This is a genomic window from Acinetobacter soli (assembly GCF_000760595.1).
In the GTDB taxonomy this organism is placed as follows: Bacteria; Pseudomonadota; Gammaproteobacteria; order Pseudomonadales; family Moraxellaceae; genus Acinetobacter; species Acinetobacter soli.
The window spans coordinates 41,415-64,339 of record NZ_BBNM01000016.1; the positions used below are offsets into that span (position 1 = coordinate 41,415).

Consider the following 22,925-nt stretch of genomic DNA (forward strand, 5'->3'; position numbering starts at 1 on the left):
TAATCGATTGATGTAAACTTATTATTCTGTTGATCTTTACGACAACAGTTTAAACAAATGTTGCATGATATGGTTGAGTAAGAAAGATATACAAGGGAAAAATGTCTCATGAAAATGATTAATGCCGATTTTTCCAAAAAGGTCATTATTAAACCAGATGATTACGCATGGCTTCCATCGCCAAATGGTGAAGTCGAACGTATGATGCTTGATCGAATTGGTGATGAAAAAGCACGTGCGACGAGTTTAGTTAAGTATGCGCCAAAAACGGTATTTCCAGAACATTCGCATCCATTGGGTGAAGAGCTATTTATCCTATCTGGCACATTTACCGAAAATGGAGAACAGCATTATCCAAGGGGTTGGTATATCCGTAATCCACATAATTCGAAGCATATTCCTTCTAGCAACGAAGGTGCGTTGATTTTTGTCAAACTGATGCAAATGGGCGAAAACGAAACCGAAAAACTGGTGATCGATACCAATAACCCCGATAATTGGATCGTCGTTGAAGGTCGCACGATTTGTCCACTTTTCAGTTCCTTGACAGAAAATACGTATTTAGAAAAACTTTCTGCACAAGATGTACTCCAGCAACAGTCTTTCAGTGGTCTAGAAATTTTGGTGATTCAAGGTGAACTGCTGAATGATGATGATCATTATCCGGAAGGAACTTGGATTCGATTTCCAGCCGACGCAACACATACACTTATCGCTTCAGACGCAGGTGCTGAGCTTTATATTAAATCTGGACACCTATAAAAAAACCTCGATTAATCAATTGGGAAAAATTAACCGAGGCAAACGAGAAATATTTAAAGCCCTAAATCTGACAATCCCGGATGATCATCTGGTCGGCGACCGAGCGGCCAGTGGAATTTACGTTCGCTCACTTGAATTGGCATATCATTGATACAAGCAAAACGACGATGCATCAAACCGTTTTCCTCAAATTCCCAATTTTCATTACCATATGAACGAAACCAATTGCCAGAATCGTCGTGCCATTCATACGCATAGCGAACCGCAATACGGTTGTCGGTAAATGCCCATAGTTCTTTGATCAAACGATATTCAAGTTCCTTTTTCCATTTACGAGAAAGAAATGCTTTTGCCTCTTCTCGGTTTGTCGCAAACTCTGCACGATTACGCCATTTTGTGTCTAGGGTATATGCCAGTGATACTTTATCGGCATCTCGACTATTCCAGCCATCTTCTGCAAGCCGCACTTTTTCAATTGCCGTTTCACGTGTGAAAGGCGGCAGTGGTGGTCGATTCTGTTCTTGGGACACGGGAGATCCTCCAGAAAATTTAGATAAAAAAATAATTCACTGTTTTAAGCTTTAGACTGATTGACTGGCCTGATTTAACAACAATTGTGCGACATCTTTTGCGCTAACGGCAGAACTCATATCACCCATCACATGCGAGGTGGTAATTGCTCCTTCGATCAAGATAAGCAACTGCTTGGCCAAGACCATGGGTTGCTCAACATTCATTTGGCTAGTGAGCTCAAAAATATAATCCAGAAGTTTCTGCTTGTGCAGCTTTGCAATACGCCGCACAGGGTCTTCCGGATCACCAGTTTCTCCAGCAGTATTAATAAATGCACAACCACGGAAACCCTCAGACTGAAACCAGTTTTTGAGTGTGCTAAACATATTTAAAATACGCTCAGCGGGAGTTTCCCCTTTGTCACATTCGGTTCGAAACCAATACATCCAGCGTTCATCACGCGCATTTAAGGCTGCCGCAGCTACGTCATCTTTGGTCGCGAAATAACGATAAATACTTTTTCTTGCCACGCCTGAGGTTTTAACCAAAAGGTCCATACCCGTGGCATGAATACCCTTTTGATAAATCAGCTGCTCGGCAGTTTTCAGGATCTTCTCCCGGGTATTGGTGTTTTTTGTGTTCATAAAATGATGGTCGAACAATCGTTCTACCGGAGCAAGTTTTTTCTTTCAAATAAATTTAAAAATCAAAAAAATTTAATCAAGATTTTGAAATTTATTTGATTTATATCTGTAAGTATCTCTAATTGAAACCGCTGAGTTAGATGGTGAGTTGTTTTTGTATAAACTTTCAATCCCGTATATGAAACTCCACTGAAACATACACGATGTTGCGCTATGGTAAAGTTTTGGCTATACCAAGCTACAAAATGTCTTTATTTCACATATTGTGAGCTTAAATTATTGTCAGTTTTAGATGACTATTGTTTCCCAAATACAGGAGATCTCATGAGTAACGTGATTGATTTGTTGAATGATCATAAGAGTGAACGTAGTTTTACAGATGAGGCAATTGATGATGCAACTCTAGAACGGATCATTAGCACGGCTTATCGTGCACCAACATCAGTCAACTCACAGCAAGTTTCAATTGTGGTGATTCGCGATGAAGCAAGACGTGCTGAAATCTCCAAGATTGCAGGTGGGCAACCCTGGATTGCCCAAGCACCCGTTTTTCTGGTTTTTGTGCTAGATATGTATAAGAGTCATGTCGGATTGGAATTAATCGGAGATCAGCAAATTGCACATGAAAGTGTGGAAAGTGTTGTCGCTGGCGCGACTGATGTGGGAATTGCATTAGGCTCTGTGATGGCTGCTGCACGCTCGGAAGGCCTTGGAATTGTACCTATTGGTGGGATTCGTCGTGATTCCGATGCCATGATCAAGCTGTTAAAGCTACCCAAATATACCTATCCTGTCGCGGGTGTAGTGATTGGTCATGTAGATGTTCCGTCACATCACAAACCACGTCTTCCATTAGAAACCTTCCGTCATGATGAAACCTATAAGACAGATGGTCTAGAAGAAAAAATCTCGAAGTACAACCAAGAAATTGTCGAGCATTGGAAAGATACTGGTCGTACCGATGGTGATACATGGAGCGCTAGTGTAAGTGGTTATTACAAGCACATTTATTTTCCCGATGTACTCCCTAACTTGATCAAGCAAGGATTTGGATTTAACAAATAAGCGAACCCGACTAAATTGCCAGCATGATGTGATATGACATGCTGGCGTTTACACAATTGAATTCATTCACCCCAAAAGCTTAAAAAGTAAAAATAGAATCGAAATCTTTTCTCAATAAAAAAAGGCATAGGTTTATAGCACTCTTATGTTTTTGGTCTTTATTTCACCATTCATTCCGGTATTCCTTTTTGTTAATTCTTCTCAATTTGTTAAGATGCTGACTGTAGATTTGCTAAAATTTGGCCAGTAAACAAGATATCAAGACAAATCTTATGCGCGTGGCTCAAAGGTTTTATCTGTATTTGGCTTTAACCTAATGATGGCATCCCCCAACCGATTTAAAAACCTGAAATAAAAGGCTTTACACAATTGAAATTAGACAGTTCAACACCTGACCTCTCCACACTAACACCGATGATGCAACAATACTTTAAGGTGAAGATGGAACATCAACATGCGCTGTTGTTTTATCGCATGGGTGACTTTTATGAACTCTTTTTTGAAGATGCGCGTAAAGCTGCAAAACTGCTCGGCATTACCCTGACCCATCGTGGAAAAAGCAACGGCGAACCGATTCCAATGGCGGGTGTGCCCTACCATGCTGCTGAAGGCTACTTGGCGCGGTTGGTTAAAGCTGGCCAAACGGTGGCAATCTGCGAACAAGTTGGTGAAGTCACAGGTAAAGGCCCAGTTGAACGAAAAGTAGTTCGTATCATCACACCAGGAACCATTACCGACGACGCATTGCTCGGAAGTTATCAATCTTCAAATCTGGTCTCGGTTTGCATTCATCAAAATAAGATCGGGTTGGCTCTGCTGGACTTAAGTGCAGGGATTTTTAAGGTACAAGAACACGCGTTTCAAGCTGAACAACTGGCCATTGAGCTTGCTCGCTTGATGCCAAGTGAAATTGTAGTTGATGAGGATTTGGTCGATCAAAACATCCTTGAACAAATTAAAAAGCAAATTGAATGCCCAATCACCAAACGTCCAAATGTTGATTTCAATTTAAATAACGCCGAAAAAACCCTCTGCGATCAACTCGCTGTTGGCACGCTCGCTGGATTTGGACTCGATCATTTACCACTTGCAAAAGCATCAGCAGCAGCGCTGATTCATTATGCAAAAGAAACACAAAAAACGGCGTTGCCTCATATTCGTTCGATCCAGCTCGAACAAAGCACCGATTTTATTGCGCTAGATCCCATTACTCGCCGTAACCTAGAAATTGTCGATCCGTTGTTTGAACATGGGACATCACTTTTTCAGCTTATCAATGACTGTCAAACCGCAATGGGCGGACGTCTACTCAGCCGCACGCTCATGCAACCCATTCGTGATACTGCTATTCTTGATGCACGGCTCGACGCCATTCAGCATCTGCTTCATGGCTATCATGAAACACCACTTCGACTGGTGCTTAAAGAAATTGGAGACATTGAACGCGTCCTTAGCCGTGTCGCGCTAGGCAGTGCCCGCCCTCGCGATTTGGTACAGTTACGCCAAGCCTGTGGTCAAATTCCTTTTCTACGACATGCTTTACAGCCAGTTTTTCAACAACAAAAATCGGCATTGTTGCATGATCTTGACCAACAGTTAGGTGATTTCAAAGCACTGCATCAATTACTTAATGCCGCGATTGTAGAAAATCCACCAATCTTGTTGCGTGATGGAAATGTCATTGCAGAAGGTTACGACGCAGAACTCGATGAATTACGTCAAATTCGAGATCATGCTGGACAATTCCTGATTGATCTTGAAATTAAAGAACGTGAATTGAGCGGTATACCTACCCTTAAAATCGGTTACAACCGGGTGAGTGGTTACTACATTGAATTGACACGAGCGCAAGCAGAGCAAGCGCCAAGTCATTATATCCGTCGTCAGACTTTAAAAAATGCAGAGCGCTACATCACGCCTGAGCTAAAAAGTTTTGAAGATAAAGTGCTATCGAGTGAATCGCGTGCGCTGGCACGAGAAAAACTTTTATTCGAACAACTCCTAGAAACACTGCGTCAAAACATTGCCAATTTACAGATGATGAGTGCCGCAATTGCGCAAATCGATGTGTTAAGCAACTTTGCCCATCAGGCACGTTTACTGAATTGGAACCGCCCAAGTTTTGGGCCGGAAACCGGCATTAAAATTACGGCTGGTCGCCATCCGGTGGTGGAAGCACTCAATAAGAGTCCATACACCCCTAACGATACCTTTTTAGATACGCAGCATCGCATGGCGATTATTACTGGCCCCAATATGGGCGGTAAATCCACATTTATGCGTCAGACAGCGTTGATTAGTTTACTGGCCTACTGTGGTAGTTTCGTGCCAGCACAGTCTGCAAAACTTGGCCCAATTGATCGTATTTTCACCCGAATTGGTTCAGCCGATGACTTATCGACAGGTAAATCTACTTTTATGGTCGAAATGACCGAAACCTCGCAAATTTTGCATCATGCCACCCATCAATCTTTGGTACTTATGGATGAAGTTGGGCGTGGTACCAGTACCTATGATGGCTTATCCTTGGCTTGGGCATGTGTACTCGATCTAACCAAACGCATCAAATGTTTATGTTTATTTGCAACGCATTACTTTGAACTCACCGAGCTAGGCCATGAACATGGTATTGATAACTATCATGTAACAGCAAAGGAAATTAATGGAAATCTGATTTTACTGCATAAGGTTCAGCACGGCCCAGCGAGTCAAAGTCATGGTCTACAAGTTGCAAAACTGGCGGGTATTCCTGCAAGTGTAATTAAAGAAGCACAAAAGCGCCTTAAAATTTTAGAAAAACAGCAGCTTGATCACGCACAAACAGCAGTTCAAACTGATTTATTTGCTGCGGTTGAACATACTCTGGCCGATGAACAGATGATCGAGGTTAAAAAACCATCTCCTGTGCTCGAACATCTTCAGCAGCTCGATGTGGATAGCTTAACACCTCGACAGGCTTTAGAAGCTCTCTATCATTTGAAAGAACAGTTAGATCACTCATCGTTATAATGTGAGCCAATCAGGGTATCTGCTATGGATGCCCTTTTTTATCTCTGCTTGTAAAATGAGCCTATACAAATGTTAAAAAACGTGAGTGTATAAGCTCACAACCATACAAGTACGTCTTAATCTGTTATAGTTATTTTGGCAATCAATTATAAAAGCGGCAACAATTCTAAAAATCATTAAGGTGAGACTATGCCAGCAATTCAGCTACTATACGTGAGCAAAACCAATAGTGAACATCATCAAATCAAAAATGACCTGATGGAAATTTTAACTGAGGCTGTTCAATACAATTCACGCAATGGTATTACGGGTGTGCTGTATTATGGTAATGGTTATTTTGTGCAGTGCCTTGAAGGCGAAGAAAAGACGGTACACGATATTTTCTATACCAAAATTATCAAAGATCCACGTCATCAAAACTGTGAAATTTTAGCGTCGAAATATATCGATCATTCACTATTTCAACGCTGGAGCATGAAATTTGCGCCGATTAATAAAAAAATGAAGGCCTTTTTTGAACAGCACCATATTGATGAGTTTAATCCTTACCTTTTAACGCATCACACCACAGAACCCTTCATTCAGTTATTATCTGAAGAACTTCATCAGGATATCCAGCATTATCCACAGCATGGCTATTCAGATTAAGTTTGCTATAGGTAACTCTAAACTGAGGCTAAAAAATAAATCAGGATAAACAACTGACCGACAAAGCTTGATTAAGAATCGATATCATTTAAATACTTGTTTTTACAGGTATAAATAGGAGTACAACTAATAAAAAGTGTGCAACAAAAAAAGCAATAAAAGATTATAAATCAGTTATTTAAATCCATTTCATGGATTTAAATAACAAATATCAATAAAAGGAATTGTTCGATTGCTAGTTTTTTGCCTAAAATAGGCAAGTTTTAACGAAAACCATATTTTAGGTAGCTGTCGCCATGACCTTTGTTGTCACTGAAAACTGTATTAAATGTAAATATCAAGATTGCGTAGAAGTCTGCCCAGTTGACTGTTTCTATGAAGGTCCAAACTTTCTTGTCATCAATCCAGATGAGTGTATCGACTGTGCGCTTTGCGAGCCAGAATGTCCTGCAAACGCTATTTTCTCTGAAGATGAATTACCTGAAGGTCAGGAAGTCTTTATTGAACTTAATGCAGAATTAGCACAAAAATGGCCAAACATTACCCAAATTGGTGATCAGCCTGCAGATCGCGAAGAATGGAATGGCAAAGCAGATAAGCTTCAATATCTAGAGAAGTAATCAATTAAGGATCAGCACTGTCTGGTCCTTTTTTATACCTCAAATCAACATTTGATTGCAAAAATTTCATAATTCTAAGACCATTTTAGATTAAAATAGCGACTTTAAAATAAGTTGTTGATTTTGTTATGTCTAAGGTTTTGAAAGGTTTGCTTGCATTCAGCCTGATTCCGGTCATGATGGTTGGTTGTACCACAACCTCTCAAAAAAAAGCGACAATTCATGACATTCCTCGTGGTCATCGTATACACATTCCTCAAGAAACGATTTCAATTGAACGCCCTGTTCGTCCTAAAATAACCCCAAGTTCATACTTATACTGGCTTGAAAACCCGACAAATCGTGCGCAAGTTCAAGATTATCAGGCGTTTTTAACTCGCAACGATGTTGCCAATATTGTGCCAAATTACGAATTACTCCGTACAGCACGTGACTGGCAAAAATGCGGTCGCTCAGAATATGCCGTACCTAATCGTGAATTATGGAATAACGCCCTTCCTACACTTCGTGTCTTGAAATATCTGGTGGCTGCCAAAATTTTGACAGACTTTGAAGTCACATCGGTCTACCGCGATTTACCACTTAATCAGTGTGCAGGTGGCGCAAATTCCTCTCGCCATCTATTCAATTCAGCAATTGATTTTAGAATTGGGCCGGAAATTCCTCAGCCGCAAGATTATGCTTTTATCGAAAATACCAAATTTAAACTCTGTCAATTTTGGTCACAACACGGGCAAAGCTTGAATATGGGGCTAGGCTTGTACAGTACTGGACAAATTCATATCGATACGCAAGGCTATCGTACATGGGGGCCTGACCACAGCAGAAACAGTTCGATGTGTAATTTTTAATTGATTGATACGAGTGGCACCCAATAGAGATCGATTTGATCTCTTTTTTTATTTTATTTTTTGATTTCCTTGCCAAATCTCATAGAATTGTCAGGTTTTTAAATACACTTCCCTCTCTTAGGACTAAAGGTATACTTGCAATGCAACAGCAGTGGAACGACATTGATCACTATATTGAATCAAAATTAATTCCAGAAGATGCAAATCTTAAATTTGCCCTGAACAATACCTCAGCTCAGGGTTTTCCAGATCACTTGGCTGTTGCTCCCAATCAAGGCATGTTATTGCAAATGCTCATTCAGATGAATAAATGCAAACGCGTTTTGGAACTTGGCACATTTGCAGCGTATAGTACTTTATGGTTGGCACGGGTGCTTCCAGAAGACGGTTATCTCATGACTATTGAAGGGCGAGACAATCACGCTGCGCTAGCACAGCAAAATATTGATCAGGCGAATCTAGCCGTACCAATTGAGTTAAAGGTGGGCCGTGCAGCAGAAATTTTAGCGGCAATAGACGCCAGCACTTTCGAACCTTTCGATTTTATTTTTATAGATGCAGATAAACAAAGTTATCCTGAATATTTAGAGTTAAGCCTTAACTTATCGCATTCTGGTACAGTCATTGTTTTAGACAATGTGATTCGCGCTGGCGCACTTATCGATACCGAAAACCAGCGTCCAAGTATCGAAGGTATCCGCTCTACTTTTGAACTCATGCAGAATCATCCGCGACTTTTGTCGTCTACAGCGCTTCAAACTGTGGGTTCGAAAGGACATGATGGTTTTGCAATCGCGATAGTCAAATAGCGATCAAAAAACAGACTTGAATATTTTTTGTATTTAAATCAAATATTTAAATACAATATTTATGTTTTTCCATATAGTTATCCACAACATTTGCGGATAACTATTGTTACATTATTTGGCAACCAGCAACGGCACACTTGCATTTCTGAAAATTGAAGTGGCAATACTTCCCAAAAAGAACTGATGTAATTTACTGTGACTAAATGCACCCAGTACAATCATCTGAATACCAAGCTCTTGCTGATACTCAAGAATATTTTCAGCAACATCGCCATAACGATACACGGTTACCACATCAAGTCCTGCTGTTCGAAGGTACTCTTCGGGGTCTTTGAGTACTTCGGGATGATCCCCTACATACAATAAATGGCATTGTAAAGTTTTGAGTAAATCACTTTGGGAGATTCGTTGCATGATATTTAAGCATGTTGGTGAATACTCGTAGGCAAAGATAAACCGAGTCGGAATTTTAAAGTTCTCACCCACCGTCATTACGGTACAGTTCGCTCCACGAATAAAATTCTCTACATTACTTCCTATAGGCTTATTTTTTTCAGCGGCACGCTCACCGACTTTACCAATCACGACAAAGTCTGTTTCTCTGAGCACACTAAAACTTTGCTCTAAGAAATCACCTTTCTCCTGAATCTTTGTACTTTCCAACCCATACTTATCTAGAATCATTTCCGAGATATGTTTGAGTAGGTTATTACTATAATCGATTGCTAATTCACTTTGTTTTTGTTCAAGTTCTGCAAGCTCTTTGAGCAACATCGCGTTACTTTCAAATCCAATGACGCCACTAATTTCACCTAAATGGTAGCTTGCAGGATAATAATCTAATACTTGTAAAAGCACCAATTCCCGTTTGGTTTCTCTTGCTACCCACGCAGCTGCTTCTGCAATTGCATTGATGCAAGGTGAAGAATCAATACATGCGATTACGCGACTCATACTTGCCTCTCTTCTTTAAGGTCTTTGTGCCTAGAGATTTTTTGACATGTTTTTAACTTATCATATTTATTTCAGAATAGGATTTATTTCAGTTATTTTTTTAGATGTCTAGAATATATAATCCTTTTAATATTACTTTAAGCCCATCAAGGTATGTTTGTGATAAGATTCACATAATTTAACTAAAATATAGAAAAGCTATCAAAAATAAGAATTTAAGCAGAATTTACAATCATAAAATAGCCGACATTTTTAATTTATTTATTGAGATTTATCACTTTTTTCATTAAAAAGGTTATGCAAATTATTCTTATGCTAAATAAAAAAGAGGGTTATCATGTTTTCATTATTTACCGGGAAACTTAGCAGTGTTTTAACAACTGTATTTCAAGGACTGACTCAAGCTGTGGGCAAAATTGTTGATGCTGTTGTAACAGCAGCTGAAACAATTACTGATGTTGTGGTCGACTCAGTCGTTACACCTGTGGTTGACGTTTTAGACCATGTTCCTGTTTTAGGTGATGTTGTAGGTTCAGTCACTGGCCTTGTTACATCTACAACTGATAATTTATTCGATACACTTCATAATACCGCTGCAAACATTACTTCTGGCGATCTTGCTGAAACTGTTGGCGATCTTGTCACAGACACCACTGGTTTAGTAACTAACTTAGTGACTGACACAGCTTCTACACTTGATTCAATTTCAACAACATTGGTCGATGCGGCTCAAGACATTCCTGTAGTCGGTGAAGTGGTTGAATCTGTTTCTAATCTTGTGACTTCAACTTTAGAAAATGTTTCTACAACTGCTGAAAATCTGTATGGCAACCTTGTTGAAGGTGATTTACTGGGTGCTGTAACCGATTTACTTTCTGATACAACGTCTGTAGCGGGTAATCTGGTAACTGACGTATCTACAACTGTAGGTGATGTTCTTGACAGCACTGACGTTGTTACAAACTACGTGACTCAAGTGCCTGTACTTGGCGGTGTAATTGCGGGTGTTCTAGATTCTGTAGACAACGTTGTAGATACCGTTGGTGACGTGGGCCAGTATGTTGCTGACGTTGATCCAGTTCAATTGGTCAGCGATCTTCTTAATGCACCAGCGGAAACACTAGGCACAGTTGTTGTTGATGTTGCAGGTGTTGTTGCCGATCTTGCTGACGACCTTAACCCATTGGTTGCTTCTACTGCTTCAACACCAGTATTGGGTGCAGTAGTTGAAACTGTAACTGATGCAGTAGATTTAGTTTCAGGTACAGTTGCATCTGTAGGCACAGGCTTACAAGGCTTTAATGCACTTGACGAATTGATTAACAGCACTCTTTCTCCTGTTTAACAACTTAAATTTTACATGAGAAAAAAAGGCCCTAGTTCATAGGGTCTTTTTTATTGTCGTAATCGAATAAATCGAGCAGGATTTCCTGCAACAACATGCTGCGAGTCGATATTTTTAGTCACCATACTGTTCATACCTACAACTGCATGCGCACCAATTGTCACGCCATCTTTCACCCCTACATGCGCTCCAAGCCAGACATCCTTTTCAATACGAATGCCCTGTGATCTTACTGGCTGTTGATAAATGGGTTGATCAAAACTCATACCATGATCAAAGGCATATAAATGACAATACGCCGCAAGACGCACTTGATCACCCAAGGTAATGCCGACCCGTCCACCATCTAATATGCAATGATGGTTAATGGCAACTTCAGATCCAATATGCAATGGACCATGCAATACACAATCGGCTGCAATAAAACTGTTATCGCCGATGATAATTTTTCGTCCCGGCTCGGCAAAAATATGTGCAAGTGGCGATATAAAGCAGTTTTGACCGATTTCAACCGTTTCCATATCCATCAGATAAGTCTGATAGTCACGTTGCCATTCATCTGCCCATTCCCGATGTTTGGGTTTTAAAGTCCAGTACAGCCATGGCATGTAATTCAAACGATGTTTGTGCTGCTCTCGATATTTGAGTAAAGGATCATTGTTCATCTTGCGGTTGTATTCTCTTTAATTTTTCTCGCCCCCGAGTGACATGATTAATCTTGAGCGATAATGGCTCAATCTGATCAATTTCGACATCAGCCTCTACGATTACACCCTCAGCTGTAAAGTTGCTGGTATACACGATTTGATGTTGTTTTAGTTCATATTCAAGAATCGACCATTCATTGAAATGGCAACTAAAGTGAATAGATTCTTTATGGATAAGCGGTTTTTTCTCTGCACGTGACAGGCATTGCCCCGCACAGCCACCATAAGCACGCACCAGCCCACCTGTACCTAGCTTGATGCCACCAAACCAACGGTTGACGATTACCAGAATATTCGTCAGCTGATTTCCTTCAATTGTCGCCAGAATCGGACGACCTGCTGTACCGGAAGGTTCTCCGTCATCATTAAAACGTAATTGATTACCGATCTTCCATGCCCAGCATTGATGTGCCGTCGAGTGATCGTAATATTGATCCAAATATGCTTTGATCTGATGCTCAGTCTCTACAGGAATAGCGATTGCCTGAAAGCGACTTTTTTTTATTTCCTCTTCATATGAAACAACTTCGCTAATCGTAAACGCCATATTACCCATCACACACTGTACAAGACCGAAATTATACGCAATTTCTAGATATAATTTCGATAGAAAAAAGCCCCGATCAGTGTCGGGGCTTTTTTACTTAACGCTCTCGCAGCGCTTCTTTCGCTTTGTTAAATGGTTTTAACAAGTAGTCCATAATGGTTTTTTGTCCGGTTTTGATATCAACCGTGGCCACCATACCTGGCGTAATTCCAAATGCCTTGCCAGATTTATTGTAAAGTTTATCGGAATCGGTACGAATATAAACACGATAGTAAAACTGATCCTGCTTGACTTCATCACGAATCGTATCTGGTGAAATAAACGTCACCTTGCCTTGCATACCACCGTAAATCGAATAGTCATAAGCGGTAATTTTAACCAATGCTTCTTGCCCCGGACGAATAAAAGCGATATCACGCGGTAAGATACGCGCTTCAATCAATAATTTTTCATCCAATGGCACAATGGTCATTAGTTTACCGTTTTGAGGGATGACACCGCCCAAAGTGGTCACTGAAATTTCTTTGACTACACCGCGAACCGGTGCTTTAAATACGGTACGAGATAAAGTATCGGTACGCCCTTTAATCACCTGTTGCTGGGTTTGAACATCGGTATTTGATTTTGAAAGCTCTTCACGTGCCTTTACATAATAACTGCTACGCGCATCATTGATTTTATTTTGTAAATCATTTGCTTCACGCTTTAAACGCAGCACCTCAACCTCACTGGCTGCACCTTTAGCCACTAATGGCTCGGTCATCACCAGTTCTTGTTGAACTAAACGCAAGGCTTGTTGCAAACCCGAAACCGTTTCTTCTAAATTCGAACGACGCGAGTTATAAAGTGCAGTTTCCTCTTGGACCAGTTTTGGCTCCTTTAGCACCTGCTCAGGAAAAGATAACGGTGTTCCATTCACCTCAGCACGCAAACGTGCCGAAGTGGCTTGAGCGGCAACCAAAAGTGATTGCGACTCGCCAACATTGGATTCAAAACGTGTTGGATCTAGGAGTGCAAGTATCTGACCTTTCTCAACAATATCGCCTTCTTTGACATCCAACTTCGTCAAGATACCACCGTCTAGAGATTGAATGACTTGCTCTTTCGATGACGGAATAACTTTTCCTGTACCCGTTGATACTTCTTCAAGCTTAAACAACCACGCCCAGACAATTAGAATCAGTAAGGCAATCCCCACAATCCAGATGACAAAGCTGGCACGAGGTAAAGGTGGCTCTTTATATGAAACATTTAATGAGCGGGATTTTGTTTGTTGTTGATCGCTCATGATTTAATCCCCTGTGCTGGCGCAACTGCTTTAGCCTGAGTTGATTGATTTAAGATTTGATCACGTGGACCATCCATCACGATCTTGCCGTCGTTAATCACAATAATTCGGTCAACAAGTTCAAGTACTGCTCTACGGTGAGTTGCCACCACCAATGTACGATGCGACAACCATACTTTTAGATGATCGATAAGTTGTTTTTCTGACACATCATCAATGGCAGCCGTTGGCTCGTCGAGTAGTAAAATGTTGGGTTGACGAATGAGCAAACGTGAAAGTAACAATGCCTGACGCTGACCACCCGAAAAACCAATTCCACCCTCTAAGATAAGATGATCGAGACCTTCTTTTTTCTCTTCTACAAAGGCCAAAGCACCTGTTACACGTAATGCCTTGATGATATCTTCATCATTGGCCAAAGGAGCACCTAGCGTCAAGTTTTCACGTATCGTGCCATAAAACAAGTTAGCGTTTTGGTTTAAGAGCCCCATATCACGACGTACATCTGCCGGATCAATCATTGAAAGTTCAAGATCATCCAAGGTAATTTTTCCATTGACCGGAAATTGCATACCAGACAAAAGCTGTAGCAAGGTCGATTTACCTGCGCCATTACGGCCTAAAATGGCAACTTTTTCACCTGCCTTAATTTTTAGTCTTGAAATCGTAAGGTTCGGTTTGTTGTCTTCTGGATCATACTGAAACACCACATTGCTTAGCTCATAATCGCCATGAATCACTGGCTTATGCACCAAATGGGCACGATCTGGCTGATCCACGGATTTTTTCATGAGTTCATCAAGGCTGCTTTTGGCTACTTTGGCTTGCTGTAAACGACCTAAAACTCCAGTAATATTCGAAATAGGCCCCAGCATACGCGAAGATAGAATCGAACACGCAACTAGCGCACCTGTGGTCATATCACCATCCATGACCGCAAAACAACCCACCAAAATCACCAAGGCGTAAGTCAGCCCTTGTAGCTTTTGTGTCCAAGCAGATAGCACACCTACAATTTTACGCTGCTGCATACTGTAATCTGCAGACAGTTCGTTCATGTGGTTCCACTGATTTTGAAAGCGCGATTCTGCACGTAGCAGTTTGATATCTTCAATGCCTTGTACGGCTTCAACCAAAATAGCATTACGAATCGCAGATTCTCGCATACCTTCTTTAGCCAGTTTAGCGAGCTGTTTTTGTGCCAAAATACCCGGCAAAATCATGAGCGGCACAATAACCACAACCACCCAAAATACATGACCGCCAATGATCCACATGATCACCAAAAACAGAATAAAAAACGGTAAATCAGCAATCGCTGTAATGGTCGTCGATGTCACTAGCTCTCGAACACCTTCTAATTCACGAATTTGCGAAATAAAGGTGCCTGTCGATTTAGAGCGTTCATTATTTTTAATACGCAGTGCATGACCAAATACACGATCAGAAATTTTAAGATCTGCACGCTTTCCAATAATATCCGACAAGTAGATACGACTGACGCGTAAAATAAACTCAAAGATTGCAGCAATAAACACACCGCCAGCCAGCACCCAAAGTGTTGGGATCGACTGGGAAGGCACGACGCGATCGTACACCTGCATCGAAAATACAACCGTTGCAAGCGCCAAAATATTTGCAATTAAGGATGCAAACATAATGTCGATATAGCGCTTCCAGTCTTTGAGTACAATTGACCAGAACCAGCTCGCCTCATAAGGTTTAATGTATTCATCAACACGCGCATCGGCAATCGATGTTTCTGGTCGTAATATATAGATATTTTTGACCAGTCCTTTTAGGCTTTCTATTGCAAAACTTTGTGATAAACCATGATCACCACTAAGCTGAATGCTCACATTACCCTGCGCATCCGCTTTATCAATTACACCAATCTGGCCATCTTTAAACTCGGCAATCACGGGTAAACGCCATGGATTGATCAAGTCTAAATCAAACTTGGCAACACGTAAGCTCAACCCCATTTGTCTGCACATCAACGACAATACCTCTTCAGGATTGTGGTTTTGATTCCAATCGAGTTGCAACCGAATACGTTCTTCAGAAGATTCAATTCGATAATGACGTGCAATGGTCAGGACAGCCTGCAACCATGGTTGATATTGAAATGTTTTTGTCATGGTTGCACCTCAAAGCCCTGGATTGAAATATTATTGAGGCCGTAGGCATCTCGTGTTTTTCCAGTGGTCGAAATATATTGAACAAGACTTGAATAAATGTCGTAACGTGCATTCTCAAGCTCGTTGGCAGACGAGTGAATCGCTTGTTCAGCATTTAATAGATCAAGCGCAGATCGTGTGCCGAGCTTGTATTGTTCTTGGTAAAGTTCTCGTGTTTTCACCGACGTAATTTGACGGGCGCGTAACACTTTAATTTGCTCTTGCTTATTTTCGATATTTTCACGTGTAATTTTGACATTATCCATGACATCTAAATAAACTGAATTGACTTTAGATTTTGCGGCTTCTTCGGCAAAGCCCGCAGAGCGAATTTGAGCTGAAATTGCGCCACCCTGATACAGTTTAGTGTTGGCCTCTAAAGCAACCGAACTGTAAAATCCGTCATCTTTGTTGTTATTTGGATTGGTGCCATTGACTGCCTGACTCACCGAACCGACCAAAGAAAGCGTAGGATAACGGCTTAAATCTGTTCTTTTTTTATCTGCCTTGGCCACTTCCACTTCGGCCTGCGCGGCCAACATATTTGGAATCACATTAAAATCAGGTTCTTTATATAAATCAGAGACTTCAACCAGATTTTCTGGAATCGCCCATGATTTTCCCATCGAGTCAAAACCAAGTAAAACAGTCAGTCGTTGCTGATTTTGACGCAATAATGAACGCTGCGCGATTAGCGCCGATTGAGCCGATTCAACATAAGAGCGTGCCTGAACCGGATCTGCCTGACTACTGATCCCCGCTTGCGCTCTTAATTCGGTAATTCCCAAGATGCGCTGTAAACCTTTTACTTGCTGCTCTGCAATTGCTACCAGTTTTTTATAGCGTTCAATATTCACAATAGTAGCAGCTGTTTCGGTTGCAATTGAATCAATACTGACTAACACATTGGCTTGTTGTAGCTGCAAACGTGCTTCTTGCGAGGTCACATTGGATTTAACCTGACCAAAGTCATAAAGCAATTGTGAAGCACTAATCGTAAACATTTGACGACCGCGCTGTTCAGACGATGCCAGATTACCACCAGTCGAAATACCACCACTGATTTGTGGATAATACTGCGATTTTGCTACATCAATATTTGAGTTTTGCGCCGCCATCGTTGAAATGGCCTGACCAATTGAAGGGTTTCGCTTTACGGCAATCTGGACTGCATCGACCAAATTAATTTCACTGAGCCTCGACTCGACCGGACCGGTGTTTGCATCAGGTGCGACCGCGCCATAGGTCACTTGCGGCAATCCCTGCACAATAATCGGATCTAACTTTACAGTTTGAAACTTTTGTATTTGAACTGTCTTGTAGTCATCGTTTGGTTTAGATTTAAATAACCCGCTGATCTTGTCTTTTAAATGAAAACCAGATGTATCGGAAGGCGCTGCGAATACCGAAGAGGTCACCATCGAAATCGAACTGCATAGCAGTAAGACTCTCAATGTTGTGACCTTTTTCCCCGCTTCACTCATATGAGAAATTGATATTGGTCGATGCATAGTAAATATTTTTATGGTTAAACGGCAGTAAAATTTTCACATATTTTTATCACAAAAAATTGCATTATGCTAAATAAATCACATGTTTTAGATACATTTTTTCTTATTATGAAAAAATCCAGTAGCACTGTGTAACGATTCTGTCATTACTCAGTTCTACTGGATTGAATGAAACCAATTAATCTAGTTCATACGCAAAAATTAAACCGTAAAGTCATCACCTAAGTAAACTTTACGTACTTGCTCATTTTCTAGAATTTCTTGTGGTGTACCCTCGGCAATGACCGCGCCCTCACTAACAATATATGCATGTTCACAAATAGCCAGTGTTTCACGTACGTTATGATCCGTAATCAACACACCAATACCTCGATCTTTTAAGTTACGAATAATATCTTTGATGTCTCCAACAGAAATTGGATCGACACCTGCAAACGGTTCATCGAGGAGCATAAATTTTGGATCGGCTGCTAAGGCACGCGCGATCTCGGCACGGCGACGCTCACCACCCGACACACTCATGCCCAAAGAATCTTTGATGTGGGTAATCTTGAAATCATTTAACAGCTCTTGAAGTCGTTGCTGACGCTGTTGTTTATTCAAATCTTTGCGTGTTTCCAAAATTGCCATAATATTTTCAGAAATGGTCAGCTTTCTAAAAATTGAAGCTTCTTGTGGCAAATATCCAATCCCTTTACGCGCACGCTCATGCATTGCAAGATCTGACAGGTCAAGATCATCAAGATGGATTTCACCTTTATCCATGCGAACCAAGCCCACCACCATATAGAAACTTGTGGTTTTACCGGCACCGTTTGGCCCCAATAAACCGACAATTTGCCCGCTTTCCATCGTAAAGGACACATCCTTAACCACCCAGCGTTTACTGTAATTCTTTGCAAGGTGCTTGATACACAAAGTTTGTGGTTTATCCAAAGCTTGCTCCATTAGTCACGTGCCCCCGGGAAACTTTTAGAGGCAGATGGTGGAATCACTAACTGCACACGATTCGAGCCTGAACCTTGGGCCTCGATATCACCTTTGTTCATGCTGTAGCGAAGCGTATTACCACGGACACTGGCACCATCCTGATTCAGATAGGCATTACCTGTTAAAGTAATAATGCCGGTTTCAGCGTTATAGACAATCTTTTGTGCTTCGCCACGCGCAATTCCTTTTTGAGCACTGATCTGCTGTTGAAATTTTGCTGGGCGACCTGTTGCATTTACAGTTTGTAGCTGACGCTGTGAATTTAGCTGACCCACAATCGAATCTGCCTGTAGCTTCATAGTGCCCTGTTCAATCATCACATTGCCCGTATAGGTCGTGACACCTGTTTTTTCGTTATAGGTAGCTCGATCTGCAACCAATGAAATAGGCTGATTACGATCTGATGGTAAAGCAAATACGCTGCTACAAGAGATCCCCAATACGGCAACAGACACACCTTTTTTAAGGAAAGCTGAAGAGCAAAAAAAGTTAAGAATTTGGCGCATACTTTCCTCGAATATTAAAAAACTCGTACTGACCCGTGTTTAAATTTGCTATTAATCCATTGCTGATAAAAGACGATTGCGGTGAGTCAACATTCACTTGATGTGAGGTCTCAATCAGTTTTGTATCTGGATAAGTGGTTAACTCATCGGTTTTAAATTCAATTTTACCTTGGTCAGATAACTTTGTGGCGACAACCTGATCTGACAGCACCACTTTTGCATTGTCATTGTAGCCGTGTGCATATTTTGAAAAAAAGGTGGAGTCGACGCTACCGTTTTTATAGGTCGAAGCATTCAGATTTTCAAGTTTTGAGGTCTGATTTTGCATGTTTTGCTCTAACCGATCCACTTTGGCACGAATGTACAGATGACCCTGGTCGTCGGTTTGAGTGAGATAAACACCTTCCGCAGAATAAGTCATATTTCTTGCCGAATCGACATCCAGTTTTTTTGCTTTGCCACTGTAATAGTAATAGCCACCACTTACAGACGCGATGACAACAGCAGCAATATAAAGCGCTTTAGTATCCATGAACGGTGTGTCTGACCTGTATCACTCTATAAGAATATTAATGGGGTACACTGAGATATTTTGCAAGAAGTTCTTCGTAAACTCCTTTTGCATTCAGTAACATATCACAAACTTCACGTACTGCACCACGCCCGCCCATCGCCTGAGTAACCAAATGCGCACGACGTCTTACCTCGACGTGACCATTGGGCACGGTCACACACATCCCTGCAATGGAAAAAGCCGACAAATCAGGCCAGTCGTCACCCATGTATAAACAATCTTCCGGTAACAATTCAAACTGCGCACATGCTTCTTTGAGCGCAACACCCTTATCTTCACGTCCTTGAAAAACCAGATCAACACCAAGATCAGACATGCGTTTTTCAACAATATGACTTTTACGACCAGTAATAATGATCACCTTTAAGCCTGCCTGCTGGACTAATTTCATGCCCAGACCATCACGGATATCAAAGGATTTAATTTCATCGCCTGTATTGGTGAGCGTAACAAAACCGTCGCTTAAAATACCATCTACATCAAGCACCAATGCTTGAATATGTCGTGCTTGCTCAAGTAATGCAAAAGACGCCATGTTTAATTTACCCCTGCTTGAATCAGATCATGCATGCTGATAACCCCAATGACTTTATTTTGATCATCGACCACCACAAATTGACTGATTTTTCGTTCATTTAACTGCTGTAATGCTTCAACTGCTCTTGCTTCTTGTGAAATTGTGGCCGGCTGTGTAATCATCACATCTTGAACAGGCAAATTCACATCAAAGCCTTGTTGTTTATCAATTAAACGGCGCAAATCGCCGTCAGTAAAGATGCCCATTAAGCGATCCTGCTCATCTACAACGGTTGTGAGCCCCAAGCGCTTATTGGAAATTTCGTAAAGCACCTGATTCATTGGCGTGTTGGGTGACACTTTTGGAAGCTCATCTGCGGTGTGCATTAAGTGCTTTACATGTAGCAGCAAACGCTTGCCTAATGCACCAGCCGGATGCGAACGTGCAAAATCATCTGCGGTAAAACCGCGCGCTTCAAGTAACGCAACAGCGAGCGCATCGCCAAGTACCAGTGTTGCCGTAGTGCTTGAGGTCGGCGCTAAACCTAGCGGACATGCCTCATTCGATTCGCCTAAAGTCAAAGCAACATCGGCATTTTGCGGCATTGGTCCTTTATCATCACGACTCATGGTAATCAACGGCACTTCAAGATGCTTAATCAGTGGCATCAGCATCATGATTTCGTCACTTTTACCTGAATTCGAAATCGCAATCAGCACATCGCCACGTACCAGCATTCCTAAATCACCATGCCCCGCTTCACCTGGATGCATAAAAAATGATGGCGTTCCTGTTGAGGCGAATGTTGCTGCCATTTTACGACCAATATGTCCCGACTTTCCCATCCCCGTAATCACAACACGGCCTTTACACTGCAAGATAATTTCACAGGCCTGATTGAATCGCGTATCGATTTGTTTGGCCAACACATCAAGTGCATGCTGTTCAATAGCGATCGTTTCGAATGCGATTTTTTTAAAATCGGTGGTCATGGTCATAAAAATAGCTCGAATAACTTCAACTTAAGTGCAAATTGCAGCTTAGTCTTTGACGCAAAAAAATTTGCGTTATTCTAACATAGCTCTGATCAAGACACGTTTTTAAATGTACAAGTTTTCACAAGCTTAGAAATTTGAGTGATAAAACTTTGTTAAAAATCTTGCTTACGTTATGATGTAACACTGTTTTTGGTGAGTTTTGAAGACCTTTATGCAACCATTTGTTTTATACAACTCAGAGCAACGTAAGAAAGTTGAATTTGTTCCGCGCAGACCCGGTCAGATTGACATGTATGTCTGTGGTATGACGGTCTATGATTATTGTCATATTGGACATGCTCGAGTAATGGTTGCATTTGACTACATTATCCGTTTTTTACGTAGTCAGGGCTGGAACGTTCGTTATATCCGCAACATCACCGATATTGATGACAAAATCATCAAGCGTGCGAATGAAAATAATGAATCAATTCAGGAATTAACTGCCCGTTTCATCGACGCAATGAATCAAGATGCAGCGCAACTGGGCTGTGCCGAGCCGGATGAGTCACCAAAAGCGACCGAATATATCGATCAAATGCAGGCCATGATCAGTACTTTGGTCGATAAAGGTACGGCATATCCAGCAACAAATGGTGACGTATATTTTGAAGTGAACAAGTTTGAAAAATACGGACGTTTGTCTGGTCGTAAGCTTGAAGATATGCAAGCAGGTGCTAGTGAACGCGTCGATGTGGAAGTCGAGAAAAAACATCCTTTTGACTTTGTACTTTGGAAACATGCGAAAGAAAATGAGCCTTCTTGGGCTTCACCATGGGGCAATGGTCGCCCAGGCTGGCATATCGAGTGTTCCGCAATGTCGACATGCTGCCTAGGCAATCACTTCGATATTCACGGCGGCGGCTCGGACTTAACATTTCCGCACCATGAAAATGAGATTGCGCAAAGTGAGGCTTCAACCGGCGAGCAGTATGTCAATTACTGGATGCATGTTGGCTTTATCAATGTTGACGGCGAAAAGATGTCTAAGTCTTTGGGTAACTTCTTTACCATTCGCGATGTCATGGATAAGTTTCACCCTGAAGTGATTCGCTACTTTATTGTGTCATCGCACTATCGTAGCCCAGTCAATTTTTCAGATACCGCACTCAAAGAGGCGAAAACGGCATTAAGTCGTTTTTATCATGCATTTAAAGCTTATGAACAAGTGTTTGGTCAAACCAAAACCTCTCATTTAGAGCAAACATATGTAGAGCGCTTCAATACGGCTATGCGCGATGATTTCAACACGCCTGAAGCTATGGCCGTATTGTTTGAATTGATTCGTGAGCTAAATCGTGCAGTCAAGGAAGAGCAATCTGATCTGGCAACAACACTTTACTCAACGCTTCGTGCTTTGACCGATATTTTAGGATTGGTACAGCATCATGTAGATGATTTCTTAAAATCTACCATTGGACACGAAGATTCTGGACTCTCCGATAGCGAAATTGAAACACTGATTCAACAACGAGCGGATGCAAAAAAAGCCAAAGATTTTGCTGGTGCAGATGCAATTCGTAAGTCTCTACTTGATAGTGGAATCGTTTTAGAAGATACACGCCAAGGAACTGTATGGCGACGTGCTGATTAATTCAGCAATTCCTCTTGTGGTGTATTGACAGTCAAGACAAACTGTATATAATGCACCACACATTGCGGGAATAGCTCAGTTGGTAGAGCACAACCTTGCCAAGGTTGGGGTCGCGAGTTCGAGTCTCGTTTCCCGCTCCAAAATTTATTCTTTAAAATCAATAAGCTGGAAGGTTCAAGTGACTTTTCGGCTTGTTTTTTATTGTCGATAGGTCAGCTTTGGTTATTCAAAATAATCAAATTTCGCATTAGAAA

22 protein-coding genes and 1 tRNA gene are annotated in these 22,925 nt (G+C 41.3%); 10 read left to right on the top strand and 13 right to left on the bottom strand.

Annotated features, from left to right (window positions below; genetic code table 11):
• Nucleotides 1-108: 108 nt before the first annotated feature.
• Nucleotides 109-762, top strand: coding sequence for a cupin domain-containing protein (locus Aso01_RS14870; RefSeq protein WP_004938051.1), 654 nt, complete (start codon nt 109-111; stop codon nt 760-762).
• Nucleotides 763-815: 53 nt separating this feature from the next.
• On the opposite strand, the gene Aso01_RS14875 is transcribed toward Aso01_RS14870, so the two are convergent.
• Nucleotides 816-1,292: a nuclear transport factor 2 family protein gene (locus Aso01_RS14875; protein ID WP_004938052.1), complete on the bottom strand. Its 477-nt coding sequence runs from the start codon at nt 1,290-1,292 to the stop codon at nt 816-818.
• A 51-nt stretch (nt 1,293-1,343) separates the two neighbouring features.
• Nucleotides 1,344-1,919: a TetR/AcrR family transcriptional regulator gene (locus Aso01_RS14880; RefSeq protein ID WP_004938055.1), complete on the bottom strand. Its 576-nt coding sequence runs from the start codon at nt 1,917-1,919 to the stop codon at nt 1,344-1,346.
• A 324-nt stretch (nt 1,920-2,243) separates the two neighbouring features.
• Here Aso01_RS14880 and Aso01_RS14885 point away from each other — a divergent pair, with 324 nt between their 5' ends.
• The 6 genes from Aso01_RS14885 to Aso01_RS14910 all read left to right on the top strand — a co-directional run bounded on the left by Aso01_RS14885 (nt 2,244) and on the right by Aso01_RS14910 (nt 8,921).
• Nucleotides 2,244-2,984 carry an NADPH-dependent oxidoreductase gene (locus Aso01_RS14885; RefSeq protein WP_004938058.1) on the top strand — a complete coding sequence of 247 codons (741 nt, stop codon included), beginning with the start codon at nt 2,244-2,246 and terminating at the stop codon, nt 2,982-2,984.
• A gap of 414 nt (nt 2,985-3,398) precedes the next feature.
• A complete protein-coding gene (mutS, locus tag Aso01_RS14890; RefSeq protein ID WP_042065575.1) occupies nt 3,399-5,993 on the top strand; it encodes a DNA mismatch repair protein MutS in 2,595 nt (864 codons plus the stop codon).
• A 189-nt stretch (nt 5,994-6,182) separates the two neighbouring features.
• The gene (locus Aso01_RS14895; RefSeq protein ID WP_004938066.1) at nt 6,183-6,641 is read left to right on the top strand and encodes a BLUF domain-containing protein; all 459 of its coding nucleotides are present in this window, start codon (nt 6,183-6,185) and stop codon (nt 6,639-6,641) included.
• Between the two features lie 296 nt (nt 6,642-6,937).
• Nucleotides 6,938-7,261 (top strand): ferredoxin FdxA, encoded by a 324-nt coding sequence (gene fdxA, locus Aso01_RS14900; RefSeq protein ID WP_004938070.1) that lies wholly within the window; start codon nt 6,938-6,940, stop codon nt 7,259-7,261.
• A gap of 128 nt (nt 7,262-7,389) precedes the next feature.
• The gene (locus Aso01_RS14905; RefSeq protein WP_004938074.1) at nt 7,390-8,112 is read left to right on the top strand and encodes a D-Ala-D-Ala carboxypeptidase family metallohydrolase; all 723 of its coding nucleotides are present in this window, start codon (nt 7,390-7,392) and stop codon (nt 8,110-8,112) included.
• Between the two features lie 140 nt (nt 8,113-8,252).
• Nucleotides 8,253-8,921 (top strand): O-methyltransferase, encoded by a 669-nt coding sequence (locus tag Aso01_RS14910; RefSeq protein WP_004938079.1) that lies wholly within the window; start codon nt 8,253-8,255, stop codon nt 8,919-8,921.
• Nucleotides 8,922-9,032: 111 nt separating this feature from the next.
• Here Aso01_RS14910 and Aso01_RS14915 read toward each other — a convergent pair whose 3' ends face one another.
• Nucleotides 9,033-9,875: a universal stress protein gene (locus tag Aso01_RS14915; RefSeq protein WP_004938081.1), complete on the bottom strand. Its 843-nt coding sequence runs from the start codon at nt 9,873-9,875 to the stop codon at nt 9,033-9,035.
• 337 nt (nt 9,876-10,212) lie between these two features.
• Here Aso01_RS14915 and Aso01_RS14920 point away from each other — a divergent pair, with 337 nt between their 5' ends.
• The gene (locus Aso01_RS14920; RefSeq protein ID WP_004938084.1) at nt 10,213-11,220 is read left to right on the top strand and encodes a hypothetical protein; all 1,008 of its coding nucleotides are present in this window, start codon (nt 10,213-10,215) and stop codon (nt 11,218-11,220) included.
• Nucleotides 11,221-11,270: 50 nt separating this feature from the next.
• Here Aso01_RS14920 and Aso01_RS14925 read toward each other — a convergent pair whose 3' ends face one another.
• The 10 genes from Aso01_RS14925 to Aso01_RS14970 all read right to left on the bottom strand — a co-directional run bounded on the left by Aso01_RS14925 (nt 11,271) and on the right by Aso01_RS14970 (nt 21,038).
• On the bottom strand, nt 11,271-11,885 hold the full coding sequence (locus tag Aso01_RS14925; protein ID WP_004938087.1) for an acyltransferase: 615 nt from the start codon (nt 11,883-11,885) through the stop codon (nt 11,271-11,273).
• The gene (locus Aso01_RS14930; RefSeq protein WP_039910061.1) at nt 11,875-12,474 is read right to left on the bottom strand and encodes an IMPACT family protein; all 600 of its coding nucleotides are present in this window, start codon (nt 12,472-12,474) and stop codon (nt 11,875-11,877) included. The genes Aso01_RS14925 and Aso01_RS14930 overlap by 11 nt, the downstream gene beginning before the upstream one ends.
• Nucleotides 12,475-12,571: 97 nt before the next feature.
• Nucleotides 12,572-13,762, bottom strand: a complete 1,191-nt coding sequence (locus Aso01_RS14935; protein ID WP_004938097.1) for a beta-barrel domain-containing protein — start codon at nt 13,760-13,762, stop codon at nt 12,572-12,574.
• Entirely contained in the window at nt 13,759-15,903 is a 2,145-nt protein-coding gene (locus Aso01_RS14940) for a type I secretion system permease/ATPase (protein ID WP_004938099.1), read from the bottom strand. The genes Aso01_RS14935 and Aso01_RS14940 overlap by 4 nt, the downstream gene beginning before the upstream one ends.
• Nucleotides 15,900-17,426 (bottom strand): TolC family outer membrane protein, encoded by a 1,527-nt coding sequence (locus Aso01_RS14945; protein ID WP_004938101.1) that lies wholly within the window; start codon nt 17,424-17,426, stop codon nt 15,900-15,902. The genes Aso01_RS14940 and Aso01_RS14945 overlap by 4 nt, the downstream gene beginning before the upstream one ends.
• Nucleotides 17,427-17,654: 228 nt before the next feature.
• Nucleotides 17,655-18,401 carry an LPS export ABC transporter ATP-binding protein gene (gene lptB, locus Aso01_RS14950; protein ID WP_004938103.1) on the bottom strand — a complete coding sequence of 249 codons (747 nt, stop codon included), beginning with the start codon at nt 18,399-18,401 and terminating at the stop codon, nt 17,655-17,657.
• Entirely contained in the window at nt 18,401-18,949 is a 549-nt protein-coding gene (gene lptA, locus Aso01_RS14955) for a lipopolysaccharide transport periplasmic protein LptA (RefSeq protein ID WP_004938107.1), read from the bottom strand. Before lptA ends, lptB begins: the two co-directional genes overlap by 1 nt.
• A complete protein-coding gene (gene lptC / locus Aso01_RS14960) occupies nt 18,933-19,481 on the bottom strand; it encodes an LPS export ABC transporter periplasmic protein LptC (protein WP_004938114.1) in 549 nt (182 codons plus the stop codon). The genes lptA and lptC overlap by 17 nt, the downstream gene beginning before the upstream one ends.
• A 37-nt stretch (nt 19,482-19,518) precedes the next feature.
• A complete protein-coding gene (locus Aso01_RS14965; RefSeq protein ID WP_004938117.1) occupies nt 19,519-20,058 on the bottom strand; it encodes a KdsC family phosphatase in 540 nt (179 codons plus the stop codon).
• 2 nt (nt 20,059-20,060) lie between these two features.
• A complete protein-coding gene (locus Aso01_RS14970) occupies nt 20,061-21,038 on the bottom strand; it encodes a KpsF/GutQ family sugar-phosphate isomerase (RefSeq protein ID WP_004938118.1) in 978 nt (325 codons plus the stop codon).
• 211 nt (nt 21,039-21,249) lie between these two features.
• On the opposite strand from Aso01_RS14970, the gene cysS reads away from it, so the two are divergent.
• Both cysS and Aso01_RS14980 read left to right on the top strand, forming a co-directional pair.
• Nucleotides 21,250-22,671, top strand: coding sequence for a cysteine--tRNA ligase (gene cysS, locus Aso01_RS14975; RefSeq protein ID WP_004938120.1), 1,422 nt, complete (start codon nt 21,250-21,252; stop codon nt 22,669-22,671).
• Between the two features lie 64 nt (nt 22,672-22,735).
• Nucleotides 22,736-22,811 (top strand) — tRNA-Gly (locus tag Aso01_RS14980).
• Nucleotides 22,812-22,925 lie beyond the last annotated feature (114 nt).